Source organism: Cohaesibacter haloalkalitolerans (assembly GCF_003574655.1).
Taxonomy (GTDB): Bacteria; Pseudomonadota; Alphaproteobacteria; order Rhizobiales; family Cohaesibacteraceae; genus Cohaesibacter; species Cohaesibacter haloalkalitolerans.
In genome coordinates this window covers 78709-101101 of record NZ_QNUM01000006.1, presented here as the reverse complement: position 1 = coordinate 101101, position 22393 = coordinate 78709, and the positions used below count along the sequence as shown (strand labels likewise).

Annotated in this window: 18 protein-coding genes and 1 pseudogene; 6 read left to right on the top strand and 13 right to left on the bottom strand. The window is 58.8% G+C overall.

From position 1 onward, the window contains the following. Positions 1–37: 37 nt before the first annotated feature. The 3 genes from uxaC to DSL70_RS15685 all read left to right on the top strand — a co-directional run bounded on the left by uxaC (position 38) and on the right by DSL70_RS15685 (position 3720). A complete protein-coding gene (gene uxaC, locus DSL70_RS15695; protein WP_119308904.1) occupies positions 38–1450 on the top strand; it encodes a glucuronate isomerase in 1413 nt (470 codons plus the stop codon). Positions 1451–1761: 311 nt separating this feature from the next. Then, positions 1762–2409: a bifunctional 4-hydroxy-2-oxoglutarate aldolase/2-dehydro-3-deoxy-phosphogluconate aldolase gene (gene eda / locus DSL70_RS15690; protein WP_119308903.1), complete on the top strand. Its 648-nt coding sequence runs from the start codon at positions 1762–1764 to the stop codon at positions 2407–2409. 204 nt (positions 2410–2613) lie between these two features. Further along, positions 2614–3720, top strand: a complete 1107-nt coding sequence (locus DSL70_RS15685) for a hypothetical protein (RefSeq protein ID WP_162916773.1) — start codon at positions 2614–2616, stop codon at positions 3718–3720. Positions 3721–3889: 169 nt separating this feature from the next. Here the strand turns inward: DSL70_RS15685 and DSL70_RS15680 are convergent, their stop codons facing one another. The 5 genes from DSL70_RS15680 to DSL70_RS15660 form a co-directional block, all read right to left on the bottom strand. Then, positions 3890–5230: a sodium-dependent transporter gene (locus DSL70_RS15680; RefSeq protein WP_119308901.1), complete on the bottom strand. Its 1341-nt coding sequence runs from the start codon at positions 5228–5230 to the stop codon at positions 3890–3892. Positions 5231–5681: 451 nt separating this feature from the next. Continuing rightward, the gene (locus tag DSL70_RS15675) at positions 5682–7481 is read right to left on the bottom strand and encodes a TRAP transporter permease (protein WP_425359363.1); all 1800 of its coding nucleotides are present in this window, start codon (positions 7479–7481) and stop codon (positions 5682–5684) included. A gap of 121 nt (positions 7482–7602) precedes the next feature. Then, complete coding sequence (locus DSL70_RS15670) at positions 7603–8559, bottom strand: TAXI family TRAP transporter solute-binding subunit (RefSeq protein WP_119308900.1); 957 nt, start codon at positions 8557–8559, stop codon at positions 7603–7605. A gap of 255 nt (positions 8560–8814) precedes the next feature. Beyond that, the gene (locus tag DSL70_RS15665) at positions 8815–10008 is read right to left on the bottom strand and encodes an MFS transporter (protein ID WP_205563292.1); all 1194 of its coding nucleotides are present in this window, start codon (positions 10006–10008) and stop codon (positions 8815–8817) included. Further along, the gene (locus DSL70_RS15660) at positions 10001–10765 is read right to left on the bottom strand and encodes a DeoR/GlpR family DNA-binding transcription regulator (protein ID WP_162916771.1); all 765 of its coding nucleotides are present in this window, start codon (positions 10763–10765) and stop codon (positions 10001–10003) included. Before DSL70_RS15660 ends, DSL70_RS15665 begins: the two co-directional genes overlap by 8 nt. Positions 10766–11162: 397 nt before the next feature. Here DSL70_RS15660 and DSL70_RS15655 point away from each other — a divergent pair, with 397 nt between their 5' ends. From DSL70_RS15655 to DSL70_RS15640, 3 genes are all read left to right on the top strand, one after another. Further along, positions 11163–12113, top strand: coding sequence for a class I SAM-dependent DNA methyltransferase (locus DSL70_RS15655; RefSeq protein WP_119308898.1), 951 nt, complete (start codon positions 11163–11165; stop codon positions 12111–12113). A gap of 419 nt (positions 12114–12532) precedes the next feature. After that, on the top strand, positions 12533–14461 hold the full coding sequence (locus tag DSL70_RS15645) for a class I SAM-dependent methyltransferase (RefSeq protein ID WP_119308896.1): 1929 nt from the start codon (positions 12533–12535) through the stop codon (positions 14459–14461). Further along, entirely contained in the window at positions 14458–15225 is a 768-nt protein-coding gene (locus DSL70_RS15640) for a putative nucleotide-diphospho-sugar transferase (RefSeq protein ID WP_162916769.1), read from the top strand. The genes DSL70_RS15645 and DSL70_RS15640 overlap by 4 nt, the downstream gene beginning before the upstream one ends. Here DSL70_RS15640 and DSL70_RS22605 read toward each other — a convergent pair. The 8 genes and pseudogenes from DSL70_RS22605 to DSL70_RS15605 form a co-directional block, all read right to left on the bottom strand. Next, a pseudogene (locus tag DSL70_RS22605) lies at positions 15222–15896 on the bottom strand (DUF4386 domain-containing protein). The gene DSL70_RS15640 and the pseudogene DSL70_RS22605 sit on opposite strands and share 4 nt — an antisense overlap. A gap of 47 nt (positions 15897–15943) precedes the next feature. Next, complete coding sequence (locus DSL70_RS15630; RefSeq protein ID WP_119309176.1) at positions 15944–16873, bottom strand: EamA family transporter; 930 nt, start codon at positions 16871–16873, stop codon at positions 15944–15946. A 19-nt stretch (positions 16874–16892) separates the two neighbouring features. Continuing rightward, positions 16893–17042 (bottom strand): hypothetical protein, encoded by a 150-nt coding sequence (locus DSL70_RS22295; RefSeq protein WP_162916767.1) that lies wholly within the window; start codon positions 17040–17042, stop codon positions 16893–16895. A 95-nt stretch (positions 17043–17137) separates the two neighbouring features. Continuing rightward, on the bottom strand, positions 17138–17761 hold the full coding sequence (gene wrbA, locus DSL70_RS15625) for an NAD(P)H:quinone oxidoreductase (protein WP_119308894.1): 624 nt from the start codon (positions 17759–17761) through the stop codon (positions 17138–17140). A 123-nt stretch (positions 17762–17884) separates the two neighbouring features. Next, positions 17885–18781, bottom strand: coding sequence for a LysR family transcriptional regulator (locus DSL70_RS15620; protein ID WP_119308893.1), 897 nt, complete (start codon positions 18779–18781; stop codon positions 17885–17887). A gap of 232 nt (positions 18782–19013) precedes the next feature. After that, the gene (locus tag DSL70_RS15615; protein ID WP_119308892.1) at positions 19014–20288 is read right to left on the bottom strand and encodes a TRAP transporter large permease; all 1275 of its coding nucleotides are present in this window, start codon (positions 20286–20288) and stop codon (positions 19014–19016) included. Positions 20289–20303: 15 nt separating this feature from the next. After that, the gene (locus DSL70_RS15610; protein WP_119309175.1) at positions 20304–20822 is read right to left on the bottom strand and encodes a TRAP transporter small permease; all 519 of its coding nucleotides are present in this window, start codon (positions 20820–20822) and stop codon (positions 20304–20306) included. Between the two features lie 230 nt (positions 20823–21052). Continuing rightward, positions 21053–22030 carry a TRAP transporter substrate-binding protein gene (locus tag DSL70_RS15605; protein WP_119308891.1) on the bottom strand — a complete coding sequence of 326 codons (978 nt, stop codon included), beginning with the start codon at positions 22028–22030 and terminating at the stop codon, positions 21053–21055. Positions 22031–22393 lie beyond the last annotated feature (363 nt).

Sequence of the window (22393 nt, the reverse complement as noted above, 5' to 3'; positions counted from 1 at the left end):
TTTCATGTAGCCCTCGCTCATGACAGGAGAAAACACCATGCAACCATTTCTGGGCCCGGATTTCCTGCTCGATACCGCAGCCGCCCGTCACCTTTATCATGACGTCGCGGAACACCTGCCGATCGTCGACTATCACAACCATCTCATTCCCGAACAGATCGCCAATGACAGGAAATGGGAAACCATCGGCGAGGTCTGGCTGGCGGGCGACCACTACAAGTGGCGCGCCATGCGCTGGGCTGGCGTTGCGGAAGAAAAGGTCTCCGGTGCCGCTTCCTTCAGGGAAAAGTTCGATGCCTTTGCCGAGGTGATGCCGAAATGCTTCGGCAATCCGCTCTATCACTGGACCCATCTGGAGCTGCAGCGGGCGTTCGGCATCACGGAATGCCTTTCGCCGAAAACCGCCGATGCGATCTGGGAGAAGGCCAATGGCATGTTGGCCGAGGACAGCCACTCCGCCCGGGGTCTGCTGCGCCAGTTCAAGGTCGAGTTTGTGGGCACCACCGACGCTCCATGCGATGATCTGGCCTTCCACAAGCAGATGGCTGCAGACGCCAGCCTTGACGACATGATCGTTGCCCCGAGCTTCCGCCCGGATGCGGCCTACAAAATCGACCTGCCGGGCTTTGCCGGTTTCCTCGATGATCTGGCCAAAGTGGTCGGATATTCCGTCGACAGCTACACACCGCTGATCAAGGCTCTCGTCGAACGCCTTGACCATTTTGTGGCTAACGGCTGCAAGGCAACAGACCATGGCATCGAAATCCTGCGCTATGCCAAGCCGGTTGATGCGGCAACCCTTGACGCCATCATCGCCAAGCGCCTGTCTGGCGAAGCGCTCTCCGAGCGAGAGATCGCCCAGTTCCAGACCACCATGTTCGTCGACCTGTCCAAGGCCTATTACGACCGCAAACTGGTCATGCAGCTGCATATCGGTGCCGTGCGCAACAACAACCATCGCCTGTTCCAGTCCATCGGAGCCGATGTTGGCGGCGATTCGATCAATGACCGCCCGATCGCCGTCGAACTCAACGGCCTGCTGGGCGAAATGGATCGGGATGGCCACCTGCCCAAGACCATTCTCTACCACCTCAATTCGGCCTTCAACGAAGTGATCGTCTCCACGGCAGGCAACTTCCAGGATGGCGAAATTGCCGGCAAGGTGCAGGCAGGCTCGGGTTGGTGGTTCAACGATCAGCTCGATGGTATGGAGCGCCAGATGACCCATCTCTCGCAAATGGGGCTGTTCTCGCATTTCATCGGCATGTTGACCGACAGCCGCTCCTTCCTGTCCTTCCCGCGGCATGAGTATTTCCGCCGTCTGGTTTGCCAGATGGTCGGCCGCTGGGTTGAAACCGGCTATGTGCCCAATGACCCGGAGCTGGTGGACAAGATGGTCCGCGATGTCTGCTATCAGAACGCGGCAAACTGGTTCCTGCCCGGCAAGTAAGCCTCTTGGTATAGAGGCCATGCTGCCCACCTCAGGCAATCGAGGGCAAGACACGCGATCAACCGGCGGAATAACTCCCGCCGGTTTTTCTTTATACATCAATCTCTTTTGGCATCTTTTAATTGCATTAACGACGCGGGATAAATTTTTGGCAAGCTTTCTTCAAATATGATATATATCAAATTGAGAACTGTTGCCAGAAAGAGGGGACATCTTTCTGGCATTTGAACAAAATCAGCCAAAAATCAAGTTCATCTTTCATGATGCTTTGATTGTAGATCCTGCCAACAAAGAAACAAAAGGGATATACCATGCATCCTAAAGTCTCCCCGTTGCTGTCGGGAACCAAGGTCATACCGGTTCTCGTCATCGAGAACCCCGATGATGCCCAGCCGCTTGGCCAGTGTCTTGTCGACAATGGACTGCCGGTTCTGGAAGTCACCCTGCGCAGCGATGCTGCGTTCAAGGCGATTGAGAATATTGCCAACAAGGTTGATGGGGCTATTATCGGAGTGGGCTCGATCCTCACCGAAATGCAGCTGAACTCCGCCCAATCCGCAGGTGGCTGGTTCGGCGATTCTCCCGGTGTTTCGGAAAGGCTGTTGCGGGCACTTGAACTCAGCGACTGGCCGTTTCTGCCCGGCGCCGGTTCACTATCGGAAATCCTCGCTCTCAGGGAGGTCGGCTTTTCGGAACAGAAGCTGTTCCCGGCGGAAGTCTCTGGTGGGGTCTCGATGCTGAAATCCATTGCCGGACCGGTGAAGGATGTGGCGTTCTGTCCGACAGGAGACGTCAGCTCTGCCAATGCCAGTGAGTATCTCAAACAGCCGAATGTCTTTGCCATCGGCGGCAGCTGGATTGCGCCCCCCGAACTGATCTATGCCCGAGACTGGACCGAGATCGGCCGCCGGGCACGCGAGGCTGCCGGGATCGGCATGCAATGGAAAACGGCGGTCTGACGACCTCCCCTCCCGCACACGCTTTGACTGCAGGGCCAGGGATCCTTTTGCCGACCCTGCTGCTGGCCCTTTTCCTTGTCCGTTCCCACCTCCCCCCGCAAACAAGACAGGGGTTGTTGCCATTTCCCAACTGGACCGTTTCGGTGATTTACCATAGCATCACGGCCAAATCGATTTGATTTGTCCATTGCCGGAGCCGTTCCAATGACCATCAAATGTCCCCGTTTTTCCAGCCTGTCCTCCTTGCGCACCATCACCATGGCCACTCGTCATGCTGCGGGGGCTCTTGTGGTGGGAACGCTCGCCCTTTCCGGGTCTGATGCCCTCGCCGAGGACGGGGATCCCTCCATAGACTTGCGGCTCTTCGGGCAGAATGTCATCGAGGGATATGAGGGCTGCCACCTCGCTTTCTGGCAAGCCAACAAGTCTCCCGAGATCGACAAATACGCCTATGTGCTCTATGCGCCGTTCAACGACGGCGAGGAGCTGCCTGCCTGGATGAAGGTGGGTCAGACCGTCTATGAAATGCAGCGTGAAGACACTGTCTCAGTCAACGACCGGGCGCTTGAACCCCTGCGGCTCTATCGCAACTCCGATAGCACCTATACGGCTCTGCTCGAGGTCACCGATCAGCATACCGACAGAGACAATATCATTGCCGACAAGGCCAAGCTGACGATCACCCAGTCCAAGCACTATCCCTTTGTCATTTCGGTCAAGGGTGGGATCTATTGCCCTGCCACAGCGCCGTCTTCCCAGTCGAGCAAGGCGGCCCCGGCTCCTTCCGGCGAACAGCCCTATGGTGATCCCATTCCGCTCGGCCCGGCTGTCCCGTTTGAGAAACTTGATGCCATCCCTGCCGGCGTGCGATCCGTGGTTACCAGCGACGCCCCCGAATGCGCCATGGACCAGACCGCAGGACAAGGCAACCATTATGCCATCAGCGATGCCGTCACCCTGTGGGAGGTGCCCTGCAATCTCTACGCCCGCACAGGCAGCTCGGTCTATGTGGTCAGCATGAACGAGAATACCGACTATTCCACGTTGCTGACCGTGCCGCCACTGCCCGGCTTTGAGGATGCCGACCCCAATCACGAGATTCGCAACCCGCAGATGGACACAGAGAGTGGCACGGTGACGTCGGAATATTATGACGGCGATGGAACCTGTGGCACCTTCGAGGCTTACCAGTTGCGATCGGTCGAGGGAGAGGCGCTGGAATTCTTCCTCACCGAATTTCGCGAGAAGCCGGAATGCGATGGCGTAAAGGCAAGTGCGCGTCAGTTCCCGCTGGTCTACAAGGCACAATAGATCCTCCACCGGGAAGATCGGGAGCATCGCGACCAATCGGCTTCCCCAGACCGCCGCTGACCATCTGGACACCATCTAGGCTCCATTGCAGAACCGGACCAGGCCAAGAGCGAAAAAAGGCGGGCCTCAAAGCCCGCCTCTCCATGGTCAATTCAGTAAATACTGACGATCAGAAGCTGATCAGGTTGAGCCCCGAAAGCAGGATCAGCAGGATCGCAATCGGCGCGATAAAGCGCAGGATGAAGATCCAGGTCTTTGCCAGAAGCCCCGGCTCATTGTCGCCGCACACTTCCTTGTAGGCGCGGGGCGTGATGACCCAGCCCACGAAAATGGCGATCAGGAAACCACCGATCGGCAGGATGAGGTTCGACGTCAGGAAGTCCATGAGGTCGAAGAAATTCTTGCCGAAAATGGTGTAGCCACTCCAGATGCCCATCGCCAGCGAGCAGGGAATGCCCAGCAGGAACGACAGGAAACCCGAGGTAATGGTGATCTGGCTGCGGCTGAAGCCCTTGGTCGAGAAGAAGGCGACCAGCGGTTCAAGCAGCGAGATGGAGCTCGTCAGCGCAGCGATGCTCAGCAACAGGAAGAACAGGGTGCCGAAGAAAATGCCGCCGGGCATTGACATGAAGACCGCAGGCAGCGTGACAAATGTCAGCCCGGGTCCTGCGCCGGGGTCCATGCCGAAGGCAAAGACGGCTGGCAGAATGGCCAGACCGGCCAGAATGGCAACGGCGGTGTCAAGGAAGGCCACCTGCCAGGCGGACGAGCCCAGCTTGGCGTCCTTGCCCAGATAGGACCCATAAGTCAGGATCGCGCCCATGCCGAGGGAAAGCGAGAAGAAGGCCTGCCCAAGCGCCGCCATGATGGTTTCTCCCGTGATCTTGGAGAAATCCGGCGCAAGGAAGAATTCGATGCCCTTTGCAGCACCGGGCAGGGTTACTGCGCGGATCACCAGAGCAAGAAGGATGAGGAACAGGATCGGCATCAGGATCTTGCCTGCCCGCTCGATGCCGTTGGCAACACCGCCCAGCACCACGATAACCGTCAGGGCGACGAAAATGGCCTGATAGATGATCGGCTGGACGGGGTCGGCGATGAAGCCGCCAAATGCCTGTCCCAGCGCAGCACCATCCATGCCAGCAAAGCCACCACTGGCAAAGCGGAAGATATAGTCGATGGTCCAGCCAGCAACGACGCAGTAGAAGGACAGGATCATGAAGGCAGCAGCGATGCCCATGTAGCCGACGATGGAAAAGAAGCCCGGTCCGAGCTTCTTGAAGGCATGGACTGCATCGGACTGGCTGGCGCGGCCGATCATGATCTCGGCCAGAAGCACCGACAGACCAATGGTAAAGACCAGAGCCAGATAGACAATGATGAAGGCCGCTCCCCCGTTGTCACCGGCCATATAGGGGAATTTCCAGATATTTCCCAGACCAACAGCCGATCCTGCCGTGGCCATGATGAAACCGAGGCGAGAGCCCCAGTGTTCTCGTTTGACACTCATTTTTGAATTCTTCCCAAAGAACCAATTATCAGATGTCGGCTGTCCTCGTTGATCGGCCGCATCCCGTTTTTGTAACAGAAAGGTCCTGTCCGCCAGCAGGGAATACTGATTATTTTTCCTTGAATACTCCCCCGGCAGCTGCCGCTCCGCCAAACCGTTTCGGGACGAACCATGAGGGGTGGCCTGCACCCGCTCCGGCCAAGACCCCGAACCGGGTTTCAGCAGCGATCGATCTTGCTGGATCCAATCGTTAAGACCTTACTAACAGCGATGCTTTTTTGCGCAAAGACTGCTCAAAAGTCGATCAGAGATTCAATAAAAAGTCAAAAATTGAAGAAATTCTTCGTTATTCAGCGCATTCTTCTGCGAAAATATTCACAAAAGCTGCTAACTGTCCTGTTTTTTAGTCAATTGAGCATCAAAAAGGCATCATTTGGCCGGAAGGGCCTGCCTACAGGAAAGCCCGGCCAAAGATGATCACCAGCCCGAGCATGATCAATCCGACCCGGTTGAGCGGCCTGAATCTGGCGATCAGACCATAGGACAGGGCAGCCAGCCCCAGCCCGATCTGAACCGTCACCAACAGGGCAGCAATCGGCTGCTGACCCAGTGCGATCAGTTCCGGATTGGCGATCATGCCAAGCGGGATGATATAGAGCCCGATGCCAAGGGACATGGCCGTCAGCGCTACCTTCAGCCAGTCTTCCCCGACCATGCCAGCGGCAATGAACACCGCCCCGCAGACCGGCGGGGTTATGGTCGACAGCAGGGCAAACCAGAAGACGAAGAGATGAGCTTGCAACGGCTCCAGCCCGGACTGCACCAGCGCCGGGCCGGCAACGGATACGCAGATGACATAGGCCGCCGTTGTCGGTACTTCCATGCCCAACAAGAGGCAGGCAAGGGCCGTCAGCAACAGCGATGGCCACAACAGGCCCGAAGAGCCGGACAGGATCAGTGACGTGATCTTGACCCCCAGCCCGGTGACGGACAGCACGCCAATAATGATGGAGGCACACAGGATGATCGAGGCGATCATCGCCACCTGCCGGGCAGAGGTGATAAAGGCAGTTTCAAACCGGGCAATGATCTGCCCCGGCACGGCCTTCAGATTGCGGTTGAACAACAGTAACAGCGCTGCTGCCAGAATTGAAAGGGTTGCTGCATATTGCGGCGTATAATCGGCGGCAAACATGCCCAGCAGCAGAACGCAGAAGGGCACCAGAAAGAAGGCGGAGGTGATGATCACGTCGCGCAAGGGAGGACGGTCAGCCTCGGCAATGCCGGAAAGCTTGAAGCGGGTGGCATAGGCGTTGATGCCGATCCATACGGCAAAGAAATAGAGGAAGGCAGGCAACAGCGCTGCCATGATGATCGATGTGTAGGGCGTGCCGGTCAGTTCCACCATGACAAAGGCACCCGCTCCCATCAGCGGCGGCATGATCTGGCCACCGGAGGAGGCCACCGCTTCGACCGCACCGGCAAGACGGCGGGGATAACCAAGGCTGGTCATGGCAGGAAGGGTGATGGCCCCTGTGGAGGCAACGTTGGCGCTGGCCGATCCCGAGATCGATCCAAACAGTGCCGAGGAAATCACAGACACCTTGGCGCCACCACCGGTCAGCCGGCCCGCAGCGGCGGCGGCAACATTCATGAAGCCCTGCCCGGCCTCACCGGCATTGAGCACCGCGCCGAAGATGACGAAAATGGCAACGACCGAGACAGACACGCCCGTCAGACTGCCCCATAGCCCGCCTTCAGCGATGGTCAGGGTGCCGAGGAACGAGCCGAGCGGCATGGGTGAATGGCCGAATTCGCCCGGAATATATTGCCCGAACAGGCCATACATCAGGGCCAGAAAGGCAACAATCGGCAAGGGCCAGCCGATGGCACGACGGGCAGATTCCATCACCACGACAATGAGCACAATCGCCATGGCGATCTGCCCGTTGCCTTCCAGAAAGCCATACTGGTCAATCAGGTCGGACTGGTTGAAGGCGATATAGAGGCAGGACAGTATCCCGGCCACAGCCAACAGCCAGCCGGACAGGCGAAATGCCAGAGATCCCATGGCTCTGGGGCCGATGACCAGAATCCACGGCAAAGCCAAGGCCAAATGCACCGGGCGAGAGACCAGATTGGGCGTCAGGCCGGAGAAGATCAACCCGAGATGAAAAACCACAAGCACAAGGGCCAGCAGGAAAACAATCAGCCGAACAGGCATGCTCTTGGACTCAGGGGCTTGCATCATGGATATGCTCTACTTCTATCGTGATCGATTGGCGGCTGGAAAGGGAGAGGCATCAGCTAGGCAGGATATAACAAGGCCGTGGCCGGGTGGCCACGGCTAATTTCAGCGTTGGTTCAGAAACTTACATCTGGCTTTCGGAAAGCTCGAAACCGGCTTCCTTGTAATATTTGACCGCTCCGGGATGCAGTTTGGTGGTGATGTTGCCCATCAGCTCCTTGGTGACGCCTTTCCACCATGGGGCGGTTTCGGTCATCTTGGCTTTCTGTTCCCAGAAGGTTTTGGTCAGCTCGTAGGCGGTTGCGTCATCCATCGCTGCGGTGGCATAGGCGACAACCGGCAGGGAGGTGGTGCTTACATCGGCATCCTGACCGGCATAGGTTCCGGCCGGGATGACCAGCTTGGCCCTCTTGGTTGCAGCGATCTGCTCATCGGACAGCGACAGGATGGTGACATCCGTGGACGCAGCGGCTTCAACCACGTTTGGGGCCGGATAGGAACCGGAGGTCACGAAGCCATCGATCTGGCCGTTCTTGAGCGCCGGAACGGCGTTGGACAGTTCAACCTGAGACAGGTTGATCTTGCCCTCAAGACCGAAGAGCTTGAGATATTTCTCGCCTTCGCTGGCCCCAAAGGTGCCTTTGCCCAGCAGAATCGACTTGCCTTCCATACCGGCAAAATCCGTGATGCCGCTGGCCTTGGATACGACGAAATGCATCGACAGGCTCGGAATCGGGAACAGCGCCCGGATATCGGCAAATTTCGGGCTGGTCTTGCCTTCAAAGGCACCCTTGCCCGCCTGGGCCAGCCCGACGAGAGCCGGTGGCGTGGTGAACACATAGTCAGCGCCGCGACCGCGAACTTCCATGACATTCTGCACCGAGCCCTGGCTTTCCTCGACCGTCACGATGATGTTGCCATCCGTGCCAGCCTTGATGGCTTCGGCGATCTGCACACCCATCTGATAATAGGATGAAGAGGTTTTCGCAGACTTGTAAGTCACCCGCGTTTCAGCATGTGCCAGCCCTGCGGTCATGGCAATGGTTGCCGCTGCGAGGAGCGTTCCACCCAATTTGAGCATTGTATTTCCTCCGCTTTTTGGAAAAGTGCGTTTTTGTTGGCCCCACACTAGCCAAATTTGCGAGGGCTGCAAGGAAAAGCAGAACAGCAAGCGAAATTTTTGACAAATTTTCGGCATCAGACGCAAATTATTCAAATCTTCCACTAACAAAAGCGCAAGAAAGCGAACAGAAGTTGTCAAATCAGCTGCCACTCTTCCCCCTATTGCATTCTGCTGACGAGGGGAAATAACATCGCAACCAACGGCTTTAGAGGATCACGCCTTGTGAGCGCAGGGAGCAAGATTCCGGGCGAGAACAATGATCAGCAGGGCCAGAGCCGAGAGCAGCAGAAAGGCCCAGCGGATGGAAAAGGCATCGGCCAGGAATCCGATCACGACCGGGCCGAACAGGCCGCCGCCATAGCCGAAGGTTGCCACCGCCGCAATGGCAGGTCCGGGCGACATCGTGTCATCATTGGAGGCGCGCGAAAAGGCCAGCGGCACAACAAGGGCATAGCCGATGCCCATCATCGCAAAGCCGACAAGAATGGCCGGCATCGTGGCCACCGTCACGGCAAGCAACGACCCGGCTGCGGCCACAAGACCACAGAGGCGGGCCGTTCTGACCGCGCCCAGTCGGGCGATGATGACATCTCCGGCCAGACGCATGATGACCATTGCCACGGAAAAGCAGGTGTAGCCAAGGGCTGCGGTGCCTTCGTTGGTCAGCGCGATCTGAACAAGGAAGATTGCTCCCCAGTCCCCCATGGCCCCTTCACCGAGCCCTGCGCACAACCCCATCAGCCCGACAAAAGCCAAGGCCCCTTTCGGGAAAACGAAAATCGGATGGGAGCTTCCGGGCTGTTTGCCGGTTCTGGGTGACTGCCACGGGATAAAGCCGAACGGCAGGGCAATTGCCAGCACAATGATGCCACCGATGAGAAAATGCACCATCGGGCTCGCCCCGAGATGAACAGCGAGAAAACCGGTTGCCGCCCCGAGCCCGGAGCCAAGGCTCCACATGGCATGGAAAGAGGACATGATCGGCTTGCCCCGCGCCTTTTCCACTTCGCCAGCCCAGGCGTTCATGGAGACATCCATAGCGCCATGGGCGGCGCCGAATGCGAACAGCGCCAGGCCCAACAGCAGAACACCGGGCGCAAAGGCAAGCCCGGCAAGGGTTACGCCATAGGCAATTGTCAGCCCCTTGGTCACCGGCGCGCTGCCCATGCGATCGACAAGGCGACCCGCCAGTGGAAAGGAGGTAATGGCTCCCGCACACATGCACAGCAGCAGGATGCCAAGCACCGCCTCGGACAGCTGATGCATTTCCGCGATTGCCGGAACACGAGAGGCCCACATGCCATAGAAGGCACCGTTGAGCATGAACATCGCCGAAACGGCACGACGCGGCGTGCGCAGGCCCCGCCAGACGACAGGCTGGCTGATCATGGTGTTCGGGTTATGCATGGAGAATCTCCGCTCCCGCTGCCGCAAAGGGCTGCATTATTGCTTCGTCCGCATCTGTAACGATGGTGGTAATGGCGTCGACCGGCAGCACCCTGTGGCGGGCCCGTTGGCCAACCTTGGTCCGGGAGCACACCAGTATGGTTTCATTGGCCGCACGGATGAGTGTGCGTGTCATGCTCGCTTCATCGGCATGATCCATGCTGAGCCCGAAATCCCGGTCCAGTCCGCAAATGGCGGGGAAGGCCAGATCGGCGGCGACATTGCCGAGCGCGGCTTCCGCCTCGCCACCAACAGCGCAGCCACCCCAAGGGCTCAGGCGGCCGCCAATCAGGTGAGTGGCAATGCCCTTTTCCAGCATGATCGAGGCAATCGCCGGGGCGGGCGTGATCACCAGCAGATTGTCGAGCGGCTCCAGCCGTTCGGCCAGATGGGTCATGGTTGCGCCGCCACTGAGGATGATGGTCATGCCCTTCCCGATGCGCTGAAGGGCAGCCCCGACGATCGACGAGCAGTCCGTCTCGGGGGTCTGGCGGCGTTCGGAAAACGGCGTGAAGGTCGAGCGGACCGGAATGGCCCCGCCACGCACCCGATGGGCGAGCCCGCGATCCTCAAGCGCCAGCAGATCGCGGCGGATGGTATCGAGCGAGATCTCGAACTCTTTGGCCAACGCGGTTGCCACCAGTTGGTCACCGCTTTCAAGGCGCCGAAGCAACATTTGCTGTCTGACAGACGGGTTGTTGAGAGGAAGGTCGATCATAAGGCTACTCTGGTCGGTGGGCTTGGTATGTGAGCTTGGCGTTTGTAAAATGCACATTCCTGCAACATGTCGCATAATATTGCACATTTCTGCACAAGGGTGCAATAGCCCATTTGTCACATCCGTCGCAGCACTTGACATTGCCCAATGAGACAACCCCTCGTGAGACAGCTCGTCCGGGGCTTTGTCTCGCTCTCTTTACTCCCTCCCCCCCCTTCCCTTCCCCCCTCTGGCGAAACTCATCAAGACTGCGGAAAGCAAGGCAAATGCGGAATTTTCTTGACAGACTGCTTGACCGCGACTAGAGCCTCTTCGCTGCCGCCGTGACAGGCAGCGTTTCCCCCGGCATGGCTCCTATTTCGCAGCAACAGGCGGGGCTCACCAGAAAGCAAAAGACATGGTTGGAAAGCCATTTCCTTCGGGCAATCTGCTTGCGGACCGCCGGGCAGAATTCGCTGCGACGATGGCCCAAATGGGCGATTGGGCATCTGCAATCGAAGTGCTCTCGGGCGCGCTGGAAGAAGCGCCAGACTGGGGTGCGGGCTGGTTTCTGCTGGGCGAGTATCATGAACAGGCCCACGATGCCGGGAAGGCCGCCGAAGCATGGCGGCGCGCGATTGCGCTGGACCCGAGCGATCCGTTCGGGGCGGGCTTGAAGCTGGATCTGTTGCGGGATGTGCCGGTTGCCGAGAGAATGCCGGCCGCCTTCGTTGAAACGCTGTTTGACCAATATGCGCCGCGCTTTGAGGAATCGCTACTGGAGAAGCTCGACTATCGCGGACCGGAACTACTGCTCCGTGCCTTGCGAGAAAGCGGCTTCAGCCATGCCCGCCGGGCGCTGGACCTTGGCTGCGGCACCGGCCTGATGGGCGTGCAGCTGCGCGATTGCTGCGATTGGCTCGGCGGCTACGACATCTCCCGCGGCATGCTGGACGAGGCCGAATCCAAGGGCATCTATGATCTTCTGGAAAAGCATGACATTGGCGATCTCGCTCCCGGCACGGAAACCTATGATCTGATCATTGCCGCCGATGTGTTCATCTATCTGGGGGCTCTGGAACAGATTGTCGGCTGGTGCGTCGGGGCACTCGAGCCTGAGGGACGGATTGCCTTTACTCTTGAACGCGGCGACAAGCCGATCGAGCTGCGCGAAAGCCGCCGCTTTGCCCATTCCCCGGCCTATGTCACCGAGCTGTTGCAGCAGGCAGGGTTCCAGAACATCGCGATGCAGGATTGCGTGCTGCGACAGGATCGCGGAGCGGACATCCAGTCTTTCTGTGTCGTTGCCTCTCTCAAGACCGTCGGTACAGATCGTGATCTGGATGGCGAAGCCCAGGTTTTTGCCTGAACGCCTGTCTGTTTGGTAACTCAGGATCGGGAAGGCGCCAGTCCCTTCAGGCTCCCTTCAGGCTCCCTTGCGCCTCCCCTCGTTCCTTTCCCGCAATGGGATGCGGCAAGCCCTCATGGTCCGCCTGAAGATGTGCGAAATTTCGTCAGCCATCTTCCGCAATTGTCTTTCTTCCTGTTTCCAACTATCTTTCTTCCAGAATTGAAAAATCTGGCCCGTCGCGTCTTTCCAAAGCATCGCAGTCGTGGGGCATTTTCTGGCCTTTGCTGGCGATTGTCTTTCCACGATCGCTTTGCTGTGGCCGTGTGTTTGGGTCGGTTCGTTGGCATCCACACCAAACTGGACTGCCGGAGAAAATGCGTAGTAATCGACCCTGACCATTCGCCCGGACCTTATTGCATCAGAAAAGCAGGCACAGCATGAACACGAAAGATCCAATTCTTGGCGCGGAGGGTGGCCACTGGAACCGCCAGTCGCACGAAATGCTCTATGGCCAGAATCTGAACAATGGCCTGGCCGACTTTATTCTTGATCATATCCAGCCAACGGATTTCATGGAATTCGGCTCCGGTCTGTGTGCTCTTGCCGACTATCTGGGGCATAACGCCCGTCTCGGCACCTCCTGCCTGCTCGAGCCCGATGTGCAACTGGACAGGCCACTGGCGCCAAACCTGCATCTGCTCAACGTGAATGTTCTGACGCAACCGGCTCCGGCAATCCTTGACCGCACCTTTGACATGGTCCTGTCGATCGAGGTTGCAGAACATGTGCCTCGGGAGCAGCATGCCGCCCTGTTCGACTTTCTGGTCGCACGGGCCGGACGCCATATCGTCTTTTCCGGCGCACGGCCCGGTCAGGGGGGACACGGCCACATCGCCGAGCGTCCGGAACTCGAATGGCGCGCTGAATTCACGTCACGGGGTTGCCGGTTCGATCCGCAACTGACCGCCCGAGCCCGGACCATGAGCAACCGGCGCAACATCAATCACCGGCGCAACCTTCAGGTTTTCCACGCACCGAAGCGCTCTCAACGGATGATCCGTCTGGAAGCCCGGATGAAGCCCTATCTGCAGGATCTGCTTGACATCGCGCTGATGAACCCGGGAGGGTATACGGGCAATCTGGCCTATGTCGACCTCAAGGGAGCAAGAGGCTTGCGGCCTGAGCATTCCCTGCACTGGAAGCGCGAGAATCTGGCAGAACTGGCCGAACATGCAAGATCCATACTCGAGGTCGGCTTTGCCGGGGGGCATTCGGCGCTGTTGATGTTGCTTGCCAATCCCACATCAAAGCTGACCATCATCGATCCGCTCGAACTGCCCCACGCCCGCAAGTCGTTTGACTATCTGAACGCCATGTTCCCGGGTCGCTTGACACTGCTCCCCGGTTTTTCAACCGAGCGGCTGCCTGAACTGGCCCCGGCGTCCTTCGATCTGGTTCATCTGGATGGCGGCAAGGACAAGACCATCGCCAGCGATCTTGAGCTGTTGCGCCCACTGGTCACGGCAGATCATATCCTGTGCATCGATGACACCCAGAATGAAAGTCTGAGTGCCGAGGTTGAGCGCTGGAAGGCTCGGGGCGATCTCGACATGGCGGGGTTCGAAGCGATGAATGCGGCCTCCAGGCAGAGCCGCTGGACCCATTGCATCGCCCGGTTTGGCAATCTCGACATGGTGCATGACCGCGTCATCGAGAGAGTTCGAACCATTTACAAGGGGGTGGATCATCCCTCTATCTACACCAATCCGGAACAGCATGGAGCGCGGCGCTCGGACTATCTGATCAAGGCGATCCGGGACATCGACCGCCAGCGCCTTCCGGGCGCCTTTGTCGAAATCGGTGTGGCCGCCGGTCACTCCAGCGTCATCGCAGCGCTGGCCTCAGCCAAGATATTGGGTCGCCCCTTCTTCCTCTATGACACCTTTCAGGGCTTTGAGGAAAACCTGCCTGACGAGAAGGACCTTCAGAACCGTTCGATCAAGGACTATGACCTGACGAAATCCACCAATGGCTCCTGCTCGGTGGAGGCCGTGCGCGGGCGCATTCTGGCGGCCGGTCTCAGCGACAACCGGCTCTTCACCATCGAAGGTCCGGCCCAGCACACGCTCCAGTCCATTCAGCCGGAGTCTGTAGCGATCCTGCGGCTTGACGCCGACCTGTTCGACCCGACGCTCGCCGCGCTGGAACAGCTCTATGACCGGGTTGTTCCCGGGGGGTATATCATCGTGGACGACTATGGGCATTGGAAAGGCTGTGCCGAAGCGGTAGACACTTTCTTTGCCCGACGTGGCGAAACTATCTCGTGGACCGAAATCGATTACACCTGCATCGGATGGAAAAAGTGAAACCGAAGATCGTGGCTTTTGTGAATGCCAACTATATTCCCGTTGCGAAGGTGTGGTTGCAGCTTCTGGACGAGCAGGATCTGCTTGAGCAGGTGTGCCTTGTTGCCCTTGACGAGCAGGTGCAAGCGGCCTTTCCCCATATTGAGCTGCTCTATCGCCCCCTTCCAGTGGCGGATGTCGGCTTTGGTGCCCTGTGGGCGCACAGGATTGCCGTGTTGAGCGAAATGCTCAAGGCCGGGCAGGCAATCATCCATTCCGACGTTGACGCGATGTGGGCGCGGGATCCATGGCCAGTCATCAAGGCCTGTGGTGCCTCTGCAGTCTTTTCGCAGGGCACCTTCTGGCCACGCGACGTGCATGAACAGAATCGGGTGGTCGTCTGTTGCGGCCTGTTCTATCTGGCGGCAGACGCCGCTGTGCTGGCCTTTCTGGAAAAGGTGGATGAGGTTCTTGAAGGCGTTCAGGACGACCAGATTGCGATGAACCGCGTGATAGCGGCCGGCATTCCGGGCTGGTCCATGAAGGAGCCTTACGAAATTCCGTTCCGGGAGACCAGCTTCCTCGCCTCCCGCACGCCGATGCATGCTTCGCTTGATCTGGGCGAAGGCCAAAGCCTTTCGCTCGCCGTCCTGCCCCACCATGCCTTTCCCCGCCTGATCGAGGAGATCAATGACGAGGTTGTGGTCGCCCATCCCCTGTCGGGAAAATCCATGGTCGAGAAACGCGATTGCATGTCAAGACTCGGTCTTTGGCGCTCGCTTTAGCCGGAAGCCTTGCGAACAGCCCCTTTCATGAACAGCAGACAAAGTGCGAAGGCGACCTCGACCACGATGGTGATACCATAGGCCGGAGCGAAGACCGGGGAAAGATCTGGCAGGAAGAGGCTGAGCGCACTGCCTGCCAGATAGACCGTTCCGGCCAGCATAAGCCCATATCCCAGAACTCGACCGAACAGCGGTGTGGCAAGAACAAGTGCCCCCATCAGTCAGCCGTTGACGCCGAAAAACACCAGCCCCAGATCATAGCCAAAGGCATGCAGCTTGAGATACACCAGCGCCAGCTGTGAAGGATCGGCACCGATTGCAGCTTTGTCGCCAGAGAGCAGCAAAAAGGCTGCCTGCATGGTCATGAGGTTGGCGGCAATGAGCACCGTCTGGATCAGTCGAAAAACCATCGCCGACAGGGCGAGGCTCCGGACGGCCCCGGATGCCCTTTCGGAAAAGATGAGATAGAGCAGGATAGCCAGCCCGGCATCGCAAAGCGCCATGACAAGGTCTGCCCCCATCGCCAGACGGAACAGGCCGGGTGCCGACCGGATGACTTCTGCGGTTGCCTGCGGGTTGGTAAAGTCGATGAGCCTTGCCCGTATCCCCAGTTCGGCAGAGAGCCCGGTGACGATGATCACGCCATAGAGGCCCCCTGCCAGACGGGACATGACCTGCAGCTGCACAGAGCCATGAGTAACAATAAGGGCCCGGTTGGTCATCCGTCTGTCTGCTCCTGCATCAGTCTTGCACTCACGGGTGTTTCCTTGCGCCCGGTCGGGGCAGTGCCGGTTGCGGCGGAGCCGGTAGCCACTCTCTGCCCAACCCAGACTGACCCGAGCACGACCACCGCGCCGATCAGCTGGACCGTCGACAGCGTCTGGCCCAGCCACAGCCAGCCAAGGACAACGGCGGTGACCGGGCTCATCATCCCGAGCATGGAGACGGCACTCGGCTCCAGTCTGGCCACCCCACGAAACCACAGCCAGTAGGTGAAGGCGGCACCAATGAGCCCGAGCCAGACGAGACCGGCCAAATTGGCCATCGTCAGCGACGGGAGCGCAGGTTCGACGCACAGGGCGAGCGGCACCAACAGAAGGCCACCAGCCGTGAGCTGCCAGGCGGTAAAGGTCAGGGCGGGCACAGGCGGGTGCCACTTGCGGCTGAGCACCGTGCCCGCTGCCATGGAGGCGGCCCCGCCCAGACCGGCGGCAATGCCGATGGGGTCAAGCGCTGCGTCCGGCCCGAGCAACAGCAGCGCCACCCCCGCAACCCCGGCCAGAGCGGCAAGGATCGCGCGGGCGCGCAGCGGCGTTCCCAAGAGGCCACGCGCCAGCAGGATGACCATCAGCGCCTGAACGGACCCCACCGTTGCGGCAACGCCCCCCGGCAGGCGGTAGGCGGAGACGAACAACAGCACCCAGAAAATTGCGAAGTTGAGCATGCCGAGCAACAGGGACCGCCAAAGCCAGATGCCCCGCGGCAAGCGTCTCGTGACGATCAGCAGCAACAGTCCGGCAGGCAAGGCGCGCAGCACAGCCAAGGTGAACGGAACCCCTGCGGGCAACAGTTCCGTTGTCACCAGATAGGTGCTGCCCCAGATGGCCGGGGCAAGAGCCGTGAGGAAAATATCGCGGGACCGTGTCATGGAGGTCTCCTTTTCATGATCAGCGCAGAAGATGCAGGGAAACGGGAGACCATTCCGGTCGTGGTTCAAGCCCGATATCTTTCATCAGATAGGGAGGCAGGTTGCAAGGCACGCGACGATAATAGGGGACATGCCGTTCCTTGCGTCGGAAGCGGGTGATAAAGCGCATGGCCGTAAACCCGGACCGCGATCAGGGTGCATTGACCGTCGGCCGCAAGGAACATGCTCCTGTGGCCAGAGGTTCAATGCACCAGCCGACGGTCCTCAGGCAACCTCCCTCTCAAGGGTCGAGGCGGCGAGACGGGAGGCAATCCGGGCCACATGCTGGCCCTGAAACCGTGCCCCATCGAGATCCGTCGTGGTTGGCTGCAGGCTGCCATCTGCACCGGCGATGGTTCCTGCACCATAGGGCGAGCCGCCAATGATGCCATCCCGCGATGTCTGTCCGGCAAAGCTGTAGGGCAGACCGGCGATCAGCATGCCGAAATGCATGAGCGGGATCTGGGTGGAGAGCAGTGTCGCCTCATGGCCACCATGCTGGGAGCCGGTGGAGGCAAAGACCGCCGCCACCTTGCCGACCAGAGCATTCTGCGCCCAGAGGCCTCCGGCCTGATCGAGAAACTGCTTCATCTGCCCGGCCATCATGCCAAAGCGGGTCGGGGTGCCAAAAATGATGCCATCATAGTCAGCCAGATCGGCCGGGGATGCAATCGGGGTTTCGTCTTCGATAAAGCCGGCATTGCGGCGGACCTCTTCGGGCACTGTTTCGGGAATGCGGCGAATGTCGACGCAGGTCCCCGGAACACTGAGCGCCCCTTCGGCTTCGGCCTGAGCCAGATCGCGAACGTGGCCGTAACTTGAGTAATAGAGAACAAGAATGCGTGTCATGATAACCTCTCCAGTTGTCAGCTTGCTATGCCGGAAAGGTAGCGCGGGCCTTTGGGCGGATTAACCACTGCGGTTTCACATCAGTCTTTACGAGGCGTCAGCAATTCTCGGTGCCCCGCTGTGTCAGCGATGGAACGCCTTCAGCGCCGATTGCAGATGATCAAGAAAGGCCGAGACCTTGGCATTCATGCCAAAGCGGGAGGCGGTGACGGCAAAGATTTCCCGCGGGGGCAGGTCATATTGGGGCAGGACACGCACCAGCTCCCCGCGTTGTTCCGGCTTCAGGGCAATGAAATCGGGCAAGGTGCCGATGCCGTAGCCCGCGATCAGAAGATCACGCAACACAAGGCTGTTGCCAACCTTCAGCGAGGGCTCAAAGGCAACAGAGATCGGCCCACCCGGTCCACGCAGTTGCCACTCGCTGAGATGATCGGCCAGAAGGAAGCCGACGATCCGGTGGGCCTTGATATCTTCGGGGCTGTCGAGCCGCCCTGCCCTTTCCAGATAGGCCGGGGCAGCGTAAAGGCGCTGGTGCATCCTGCCAAGGCGTCGGGCGATCAGGGAGGAATCGGGCAGGCTCGCCCTCACCCGGATCGAAACATCGAAGCCACCCTCCACCATGTCGACCACATGGTCATCAAGCGACAGCGTCAGCCGCAGATCCGGATGCCTTTCAAGAAAGGCGGACAGCATTGGCGCGATGACTTCCTGACCGAAGGAGTTGGGCGCATTGATCTTGAGGGTGCCGCCGACCGTGCCCGCAGCTTCGCGGATACGGCCATCCAGTTGCCCCACTGCGTCAAGGATTGCCAGCGCCTCGGCATAGTATTTCTGCCCGGCTTCGGAGAGCGACATGCTGCGCGTCGTGCGGGTGAGCAGAACGCAGCCAAGACTGTCTTCCAGCAACTTGATTTCCTTGCTCAGCAGGGCAGCGGACACACCAAGATCCTCGGCCGCCCGGGCAAAGCTGCCGCGTTCGACTATGCGGCAGTAGGCCGTCATGACTGATAGTTTGTCCATAGGCTTGCCCGTTGCTCCCAGGTCCTGGCGCCGCTCGCGGCCTTGCCAAGGGCTGCCGCGTTTGGAGTACCATGCCGTCAAAGCCGGATCGTTGCAACCATTCGGGGCGAACGGCGGCGACAGGAAGGGGCGCAAAGACAAAAAAAGACCCCGTTACCGGGGCCTTGAGGGGCACTGCCAGACGGGATCTGGCAGTGGTGTGTCTTAGGCTTTATTTGCAGTGATAGAGGCCTTACTTGAACAGATAGGGCAAGGCTGTCGAAATCGGCGGGATCATCGTGATCAGCAACAGCGCAACGACAAGCGCACCGAGATAGGGAGCCGTGGACTTCATGACCTTTTCGAGCGGCACCTTGGTAATGGCACTGGCAACGAACAGATCGAGGCCAACCGGCGGGGTGATGCAGCCAATGGCAAGGTTCACCACCATGATCACACCGAAATGGATCGGGTCGATGCCCATGTTGATCGCAACCGGCAGAAAGATCGGCGTCAGGATGACGACGGCGGCCGACGCATTGACCAGCGTTCCGAGCACCAGCAACAGCACGTTCATGATCAGCAGGAAGACGATGCCGGAGCTGGTGAACTGGATGACGGCCTCGCCGATCATGTGCGGAATCTGCAGGTTGGTCATCAGCCAGCCGAAGACCTTGGCCGCGCCAACGAGGAACATGATGAGCGTTGTGCCGATCACTGCCTTGAAGACGATTTCCGGAAAGTCCTTCAGCGTCAGTTCCTTGTAGATGAACAGGCCGACAACGATACCGTAGACCGCAGCCACGGCTGCAGCTTCCGTTGGCGTGAAGATGCCGCTATAGATGCCGCCAATGATGATGACCGGGGTCATCAGCGCCCAGAAGGCATCCTTGATGGCAAGAGCCAGACGCTTGCAGGAAAACGATCCATCAGGAGGGATCTGGCCTTTCTTGGCAAGATACCAGCCCATGCCGCACATCACACCGCCCATCAGCAGGCCGGGCAGAACGCCAGCCATGAACAGGTCGCCGATGGAGACATTGGCGATAACCCCGTAGACCACGAAGGTGATCGAGGGCGGAATGACGATGCCGACTGTACCGGCCGCCGCAACGATGCCGGTTGCCATTTCGCGCTTGTAGCCCTTCTGCTCCATCTCGTTGACCATGGTGGAGCCGATGGCGGCAGTGGTGGCTGCCGACGAGCCGGAAATGGCGGCAAAGAACATGCCCGCGACGGCGACGGCCTGAGCCAGACCGCCCGTGAAGGAGCCGACCATGGCCTGCGCCACACCGACCAGACGCGAGGTCACGCCACCAGCCGACATGAAGGCACCAGCCAGCATGAAGAAGGGCACGGCCATGAAGGAGAAGGAGTCGATGCCGGAAAACAGGTTGTTGGTGATCAGGACCTGCGGCAGGTCCATGTAGACCGCCAGCACGAAGGACACCGACAGGGCCAGGGCGTAAGCCACCGGAACCCCGATCAGGGCCAGAACGACGAAGGAAAGGATAAGGGCAATTTCCATGATATCTGCCTCCCGCTAGTCCGTTACAACCGATGTGTCATCGGCGGTCTGGTCTTCTGCCTTGCTGGAAAGCGAGCGGAAGATCTTGATGGTATCCTTGATGTGGTACATCAGCATGAGAACACCGGAAACCGGCATGATGGCATAGACATAGCTCATCGAGATACCAAGGCCCGGAGAGGTCTGGAAGGTCATGGTCTGAGCCATTTTCCAGCCCTGAATGATCAGCAGCAGAATGAAGACATAGCCACAGGCATTGATGAACAGGTTGAGCAGAAAGCCCGGCTTTGTGCCATTGAGCAGACGCGGCAGCAGTTCAACGGCCAGATGCCCGTCTTCTCCCATGATCAGCGCCGAGCCGAGGAAGACGACCCAGACGAACAGGAAGCGGGCCAGCTCTTCCGACCACTCGAAGGAGAAGCCGAACAGATAGCGGGTTATCACCTGTATGAAGATGATGGTCAGCATGACAAGCATGGCTATGACGGAAATGCCATACAGCAGCTTGCGCAGGATTTTGAAAATGGCTTCCATGAGGTAGGACCTTTTATCGGGGCCGGAAATGCGGGCAGCAAATCTCCGGGCCAAGCCTTGGAGTTGATTGGATCAGGACTTGGTTTGATACGGCGCGTGTTGTGGCAAGGGGGACCCAGCACACCAGCCTGACTAGGCCTGGTGTTGAAAGGCTGGCCCGGCGAGTGCTTGAGCCGGGCCAGCCATGACCCAAGTTTGGGATGAGCCCGAGGGCTCACTTGGGGCTGGGGTTAGTCCGCCAGAGCGTTGATCTTGTCGATGTTGTCCTGACCAACGGTGTCGGCGAACATCTTGATCACTGGGGCGGTCGCTTCCTTGAACTTGGACCGGTCTACGTCGATGACTTCCATCTTGCCGGTGGCCACAATCTTGTCCCAATAGGCGTTGTCTTCATCTTCGGAGACCTTGCGCTGCCATGCGATGGCTTCCTTGGCGGCATCCTGAATGATGGCTTTCTGTTCGTCATTCAGTTTGGCCCAGCTGATCATGGAGATGATCATCGGCTCCGGAGAATAGGCATGTGCAGTCTTGGAAGCGTATTTCTGAACTTCATAGAAGCGTTTGGTGTAGATGTGGGCGGACGGGTTTTCCTGACCGTCAACCGTGCCCTGCTGCATGGCGGAATAGAGTTCGCTCAGAGCCATCGGGGTTGGCGATGCGCCAAGAGCCTTCATCATTTCAACAAACACCTTGTTGGTCATGATGCGGATCTTCAGGCCCTTCATGTCTGCCGGTTCCGTGATCGGGCGTACGTTGTTGGTCATGTGGCGGATGCCGTTTTCCATGTAACCAAGCAGCTTGATGCCACGGCCTTCGAGTTTCTCGCCCAGCTCAAGCCCAACGGTGTCGAGCGACTTGTAGGCGTGCTCGCGATCCTTGAACAGGAACGGCAGGTCGAAAATGGAAATCTGCGGCTGGAATTGGCCCAGAACAGCAGTGCCCACCAGAGCCATGTCAACAGCGCCGAAGACCATGCCCTCGATCAGGTCCTTCTGACCACCAAGCTGGGAGCTCGGGAAAACCTTGACTTCGATGGAGCCGTTGCTCTTCTCGTTGACGAGTTTTGCAAAATAGTCGGCGCCCTTGCCATAGGGGTGATCTGCCACGGCGATGTGGCCGAGCTTGAGGGTAACGTCAGCAGCCCAGCTTGGAGCGGCAAGAGAAAGCGCCATAAGGCTGGCACCGAGAATACTAGCAAGACGGATCATAAGGTTCCTCCCTATCCTGTCTTCATTTGACCATGCGGTTCACTATGCGCCCGGTTACCTCCACGTGACCGGGCAGACCTTGCTGGACAGACGCCTCTTCAGACGACCAGTGTCCACCATTCCCCCTATGAAGAGCAAGGGCCGTGCCAAACAGCATCCGGCAAGGGGTGAAATGATCAAAATCGTTCTCCTTCGCGCCAGGCCGTTTGCAAGAGAATTTTCGTAAACTTCTGTTATTGTTCACCATTCGCGAAATTCTTCAATCATGAATGCGGCCTTGAAAAACTGATGATACCAAGCAGCCGAGCTGTTGGTCCTGTTAATTCCCACGCGCCGGACGAGATTGCCCTAGCCCTTGGTATA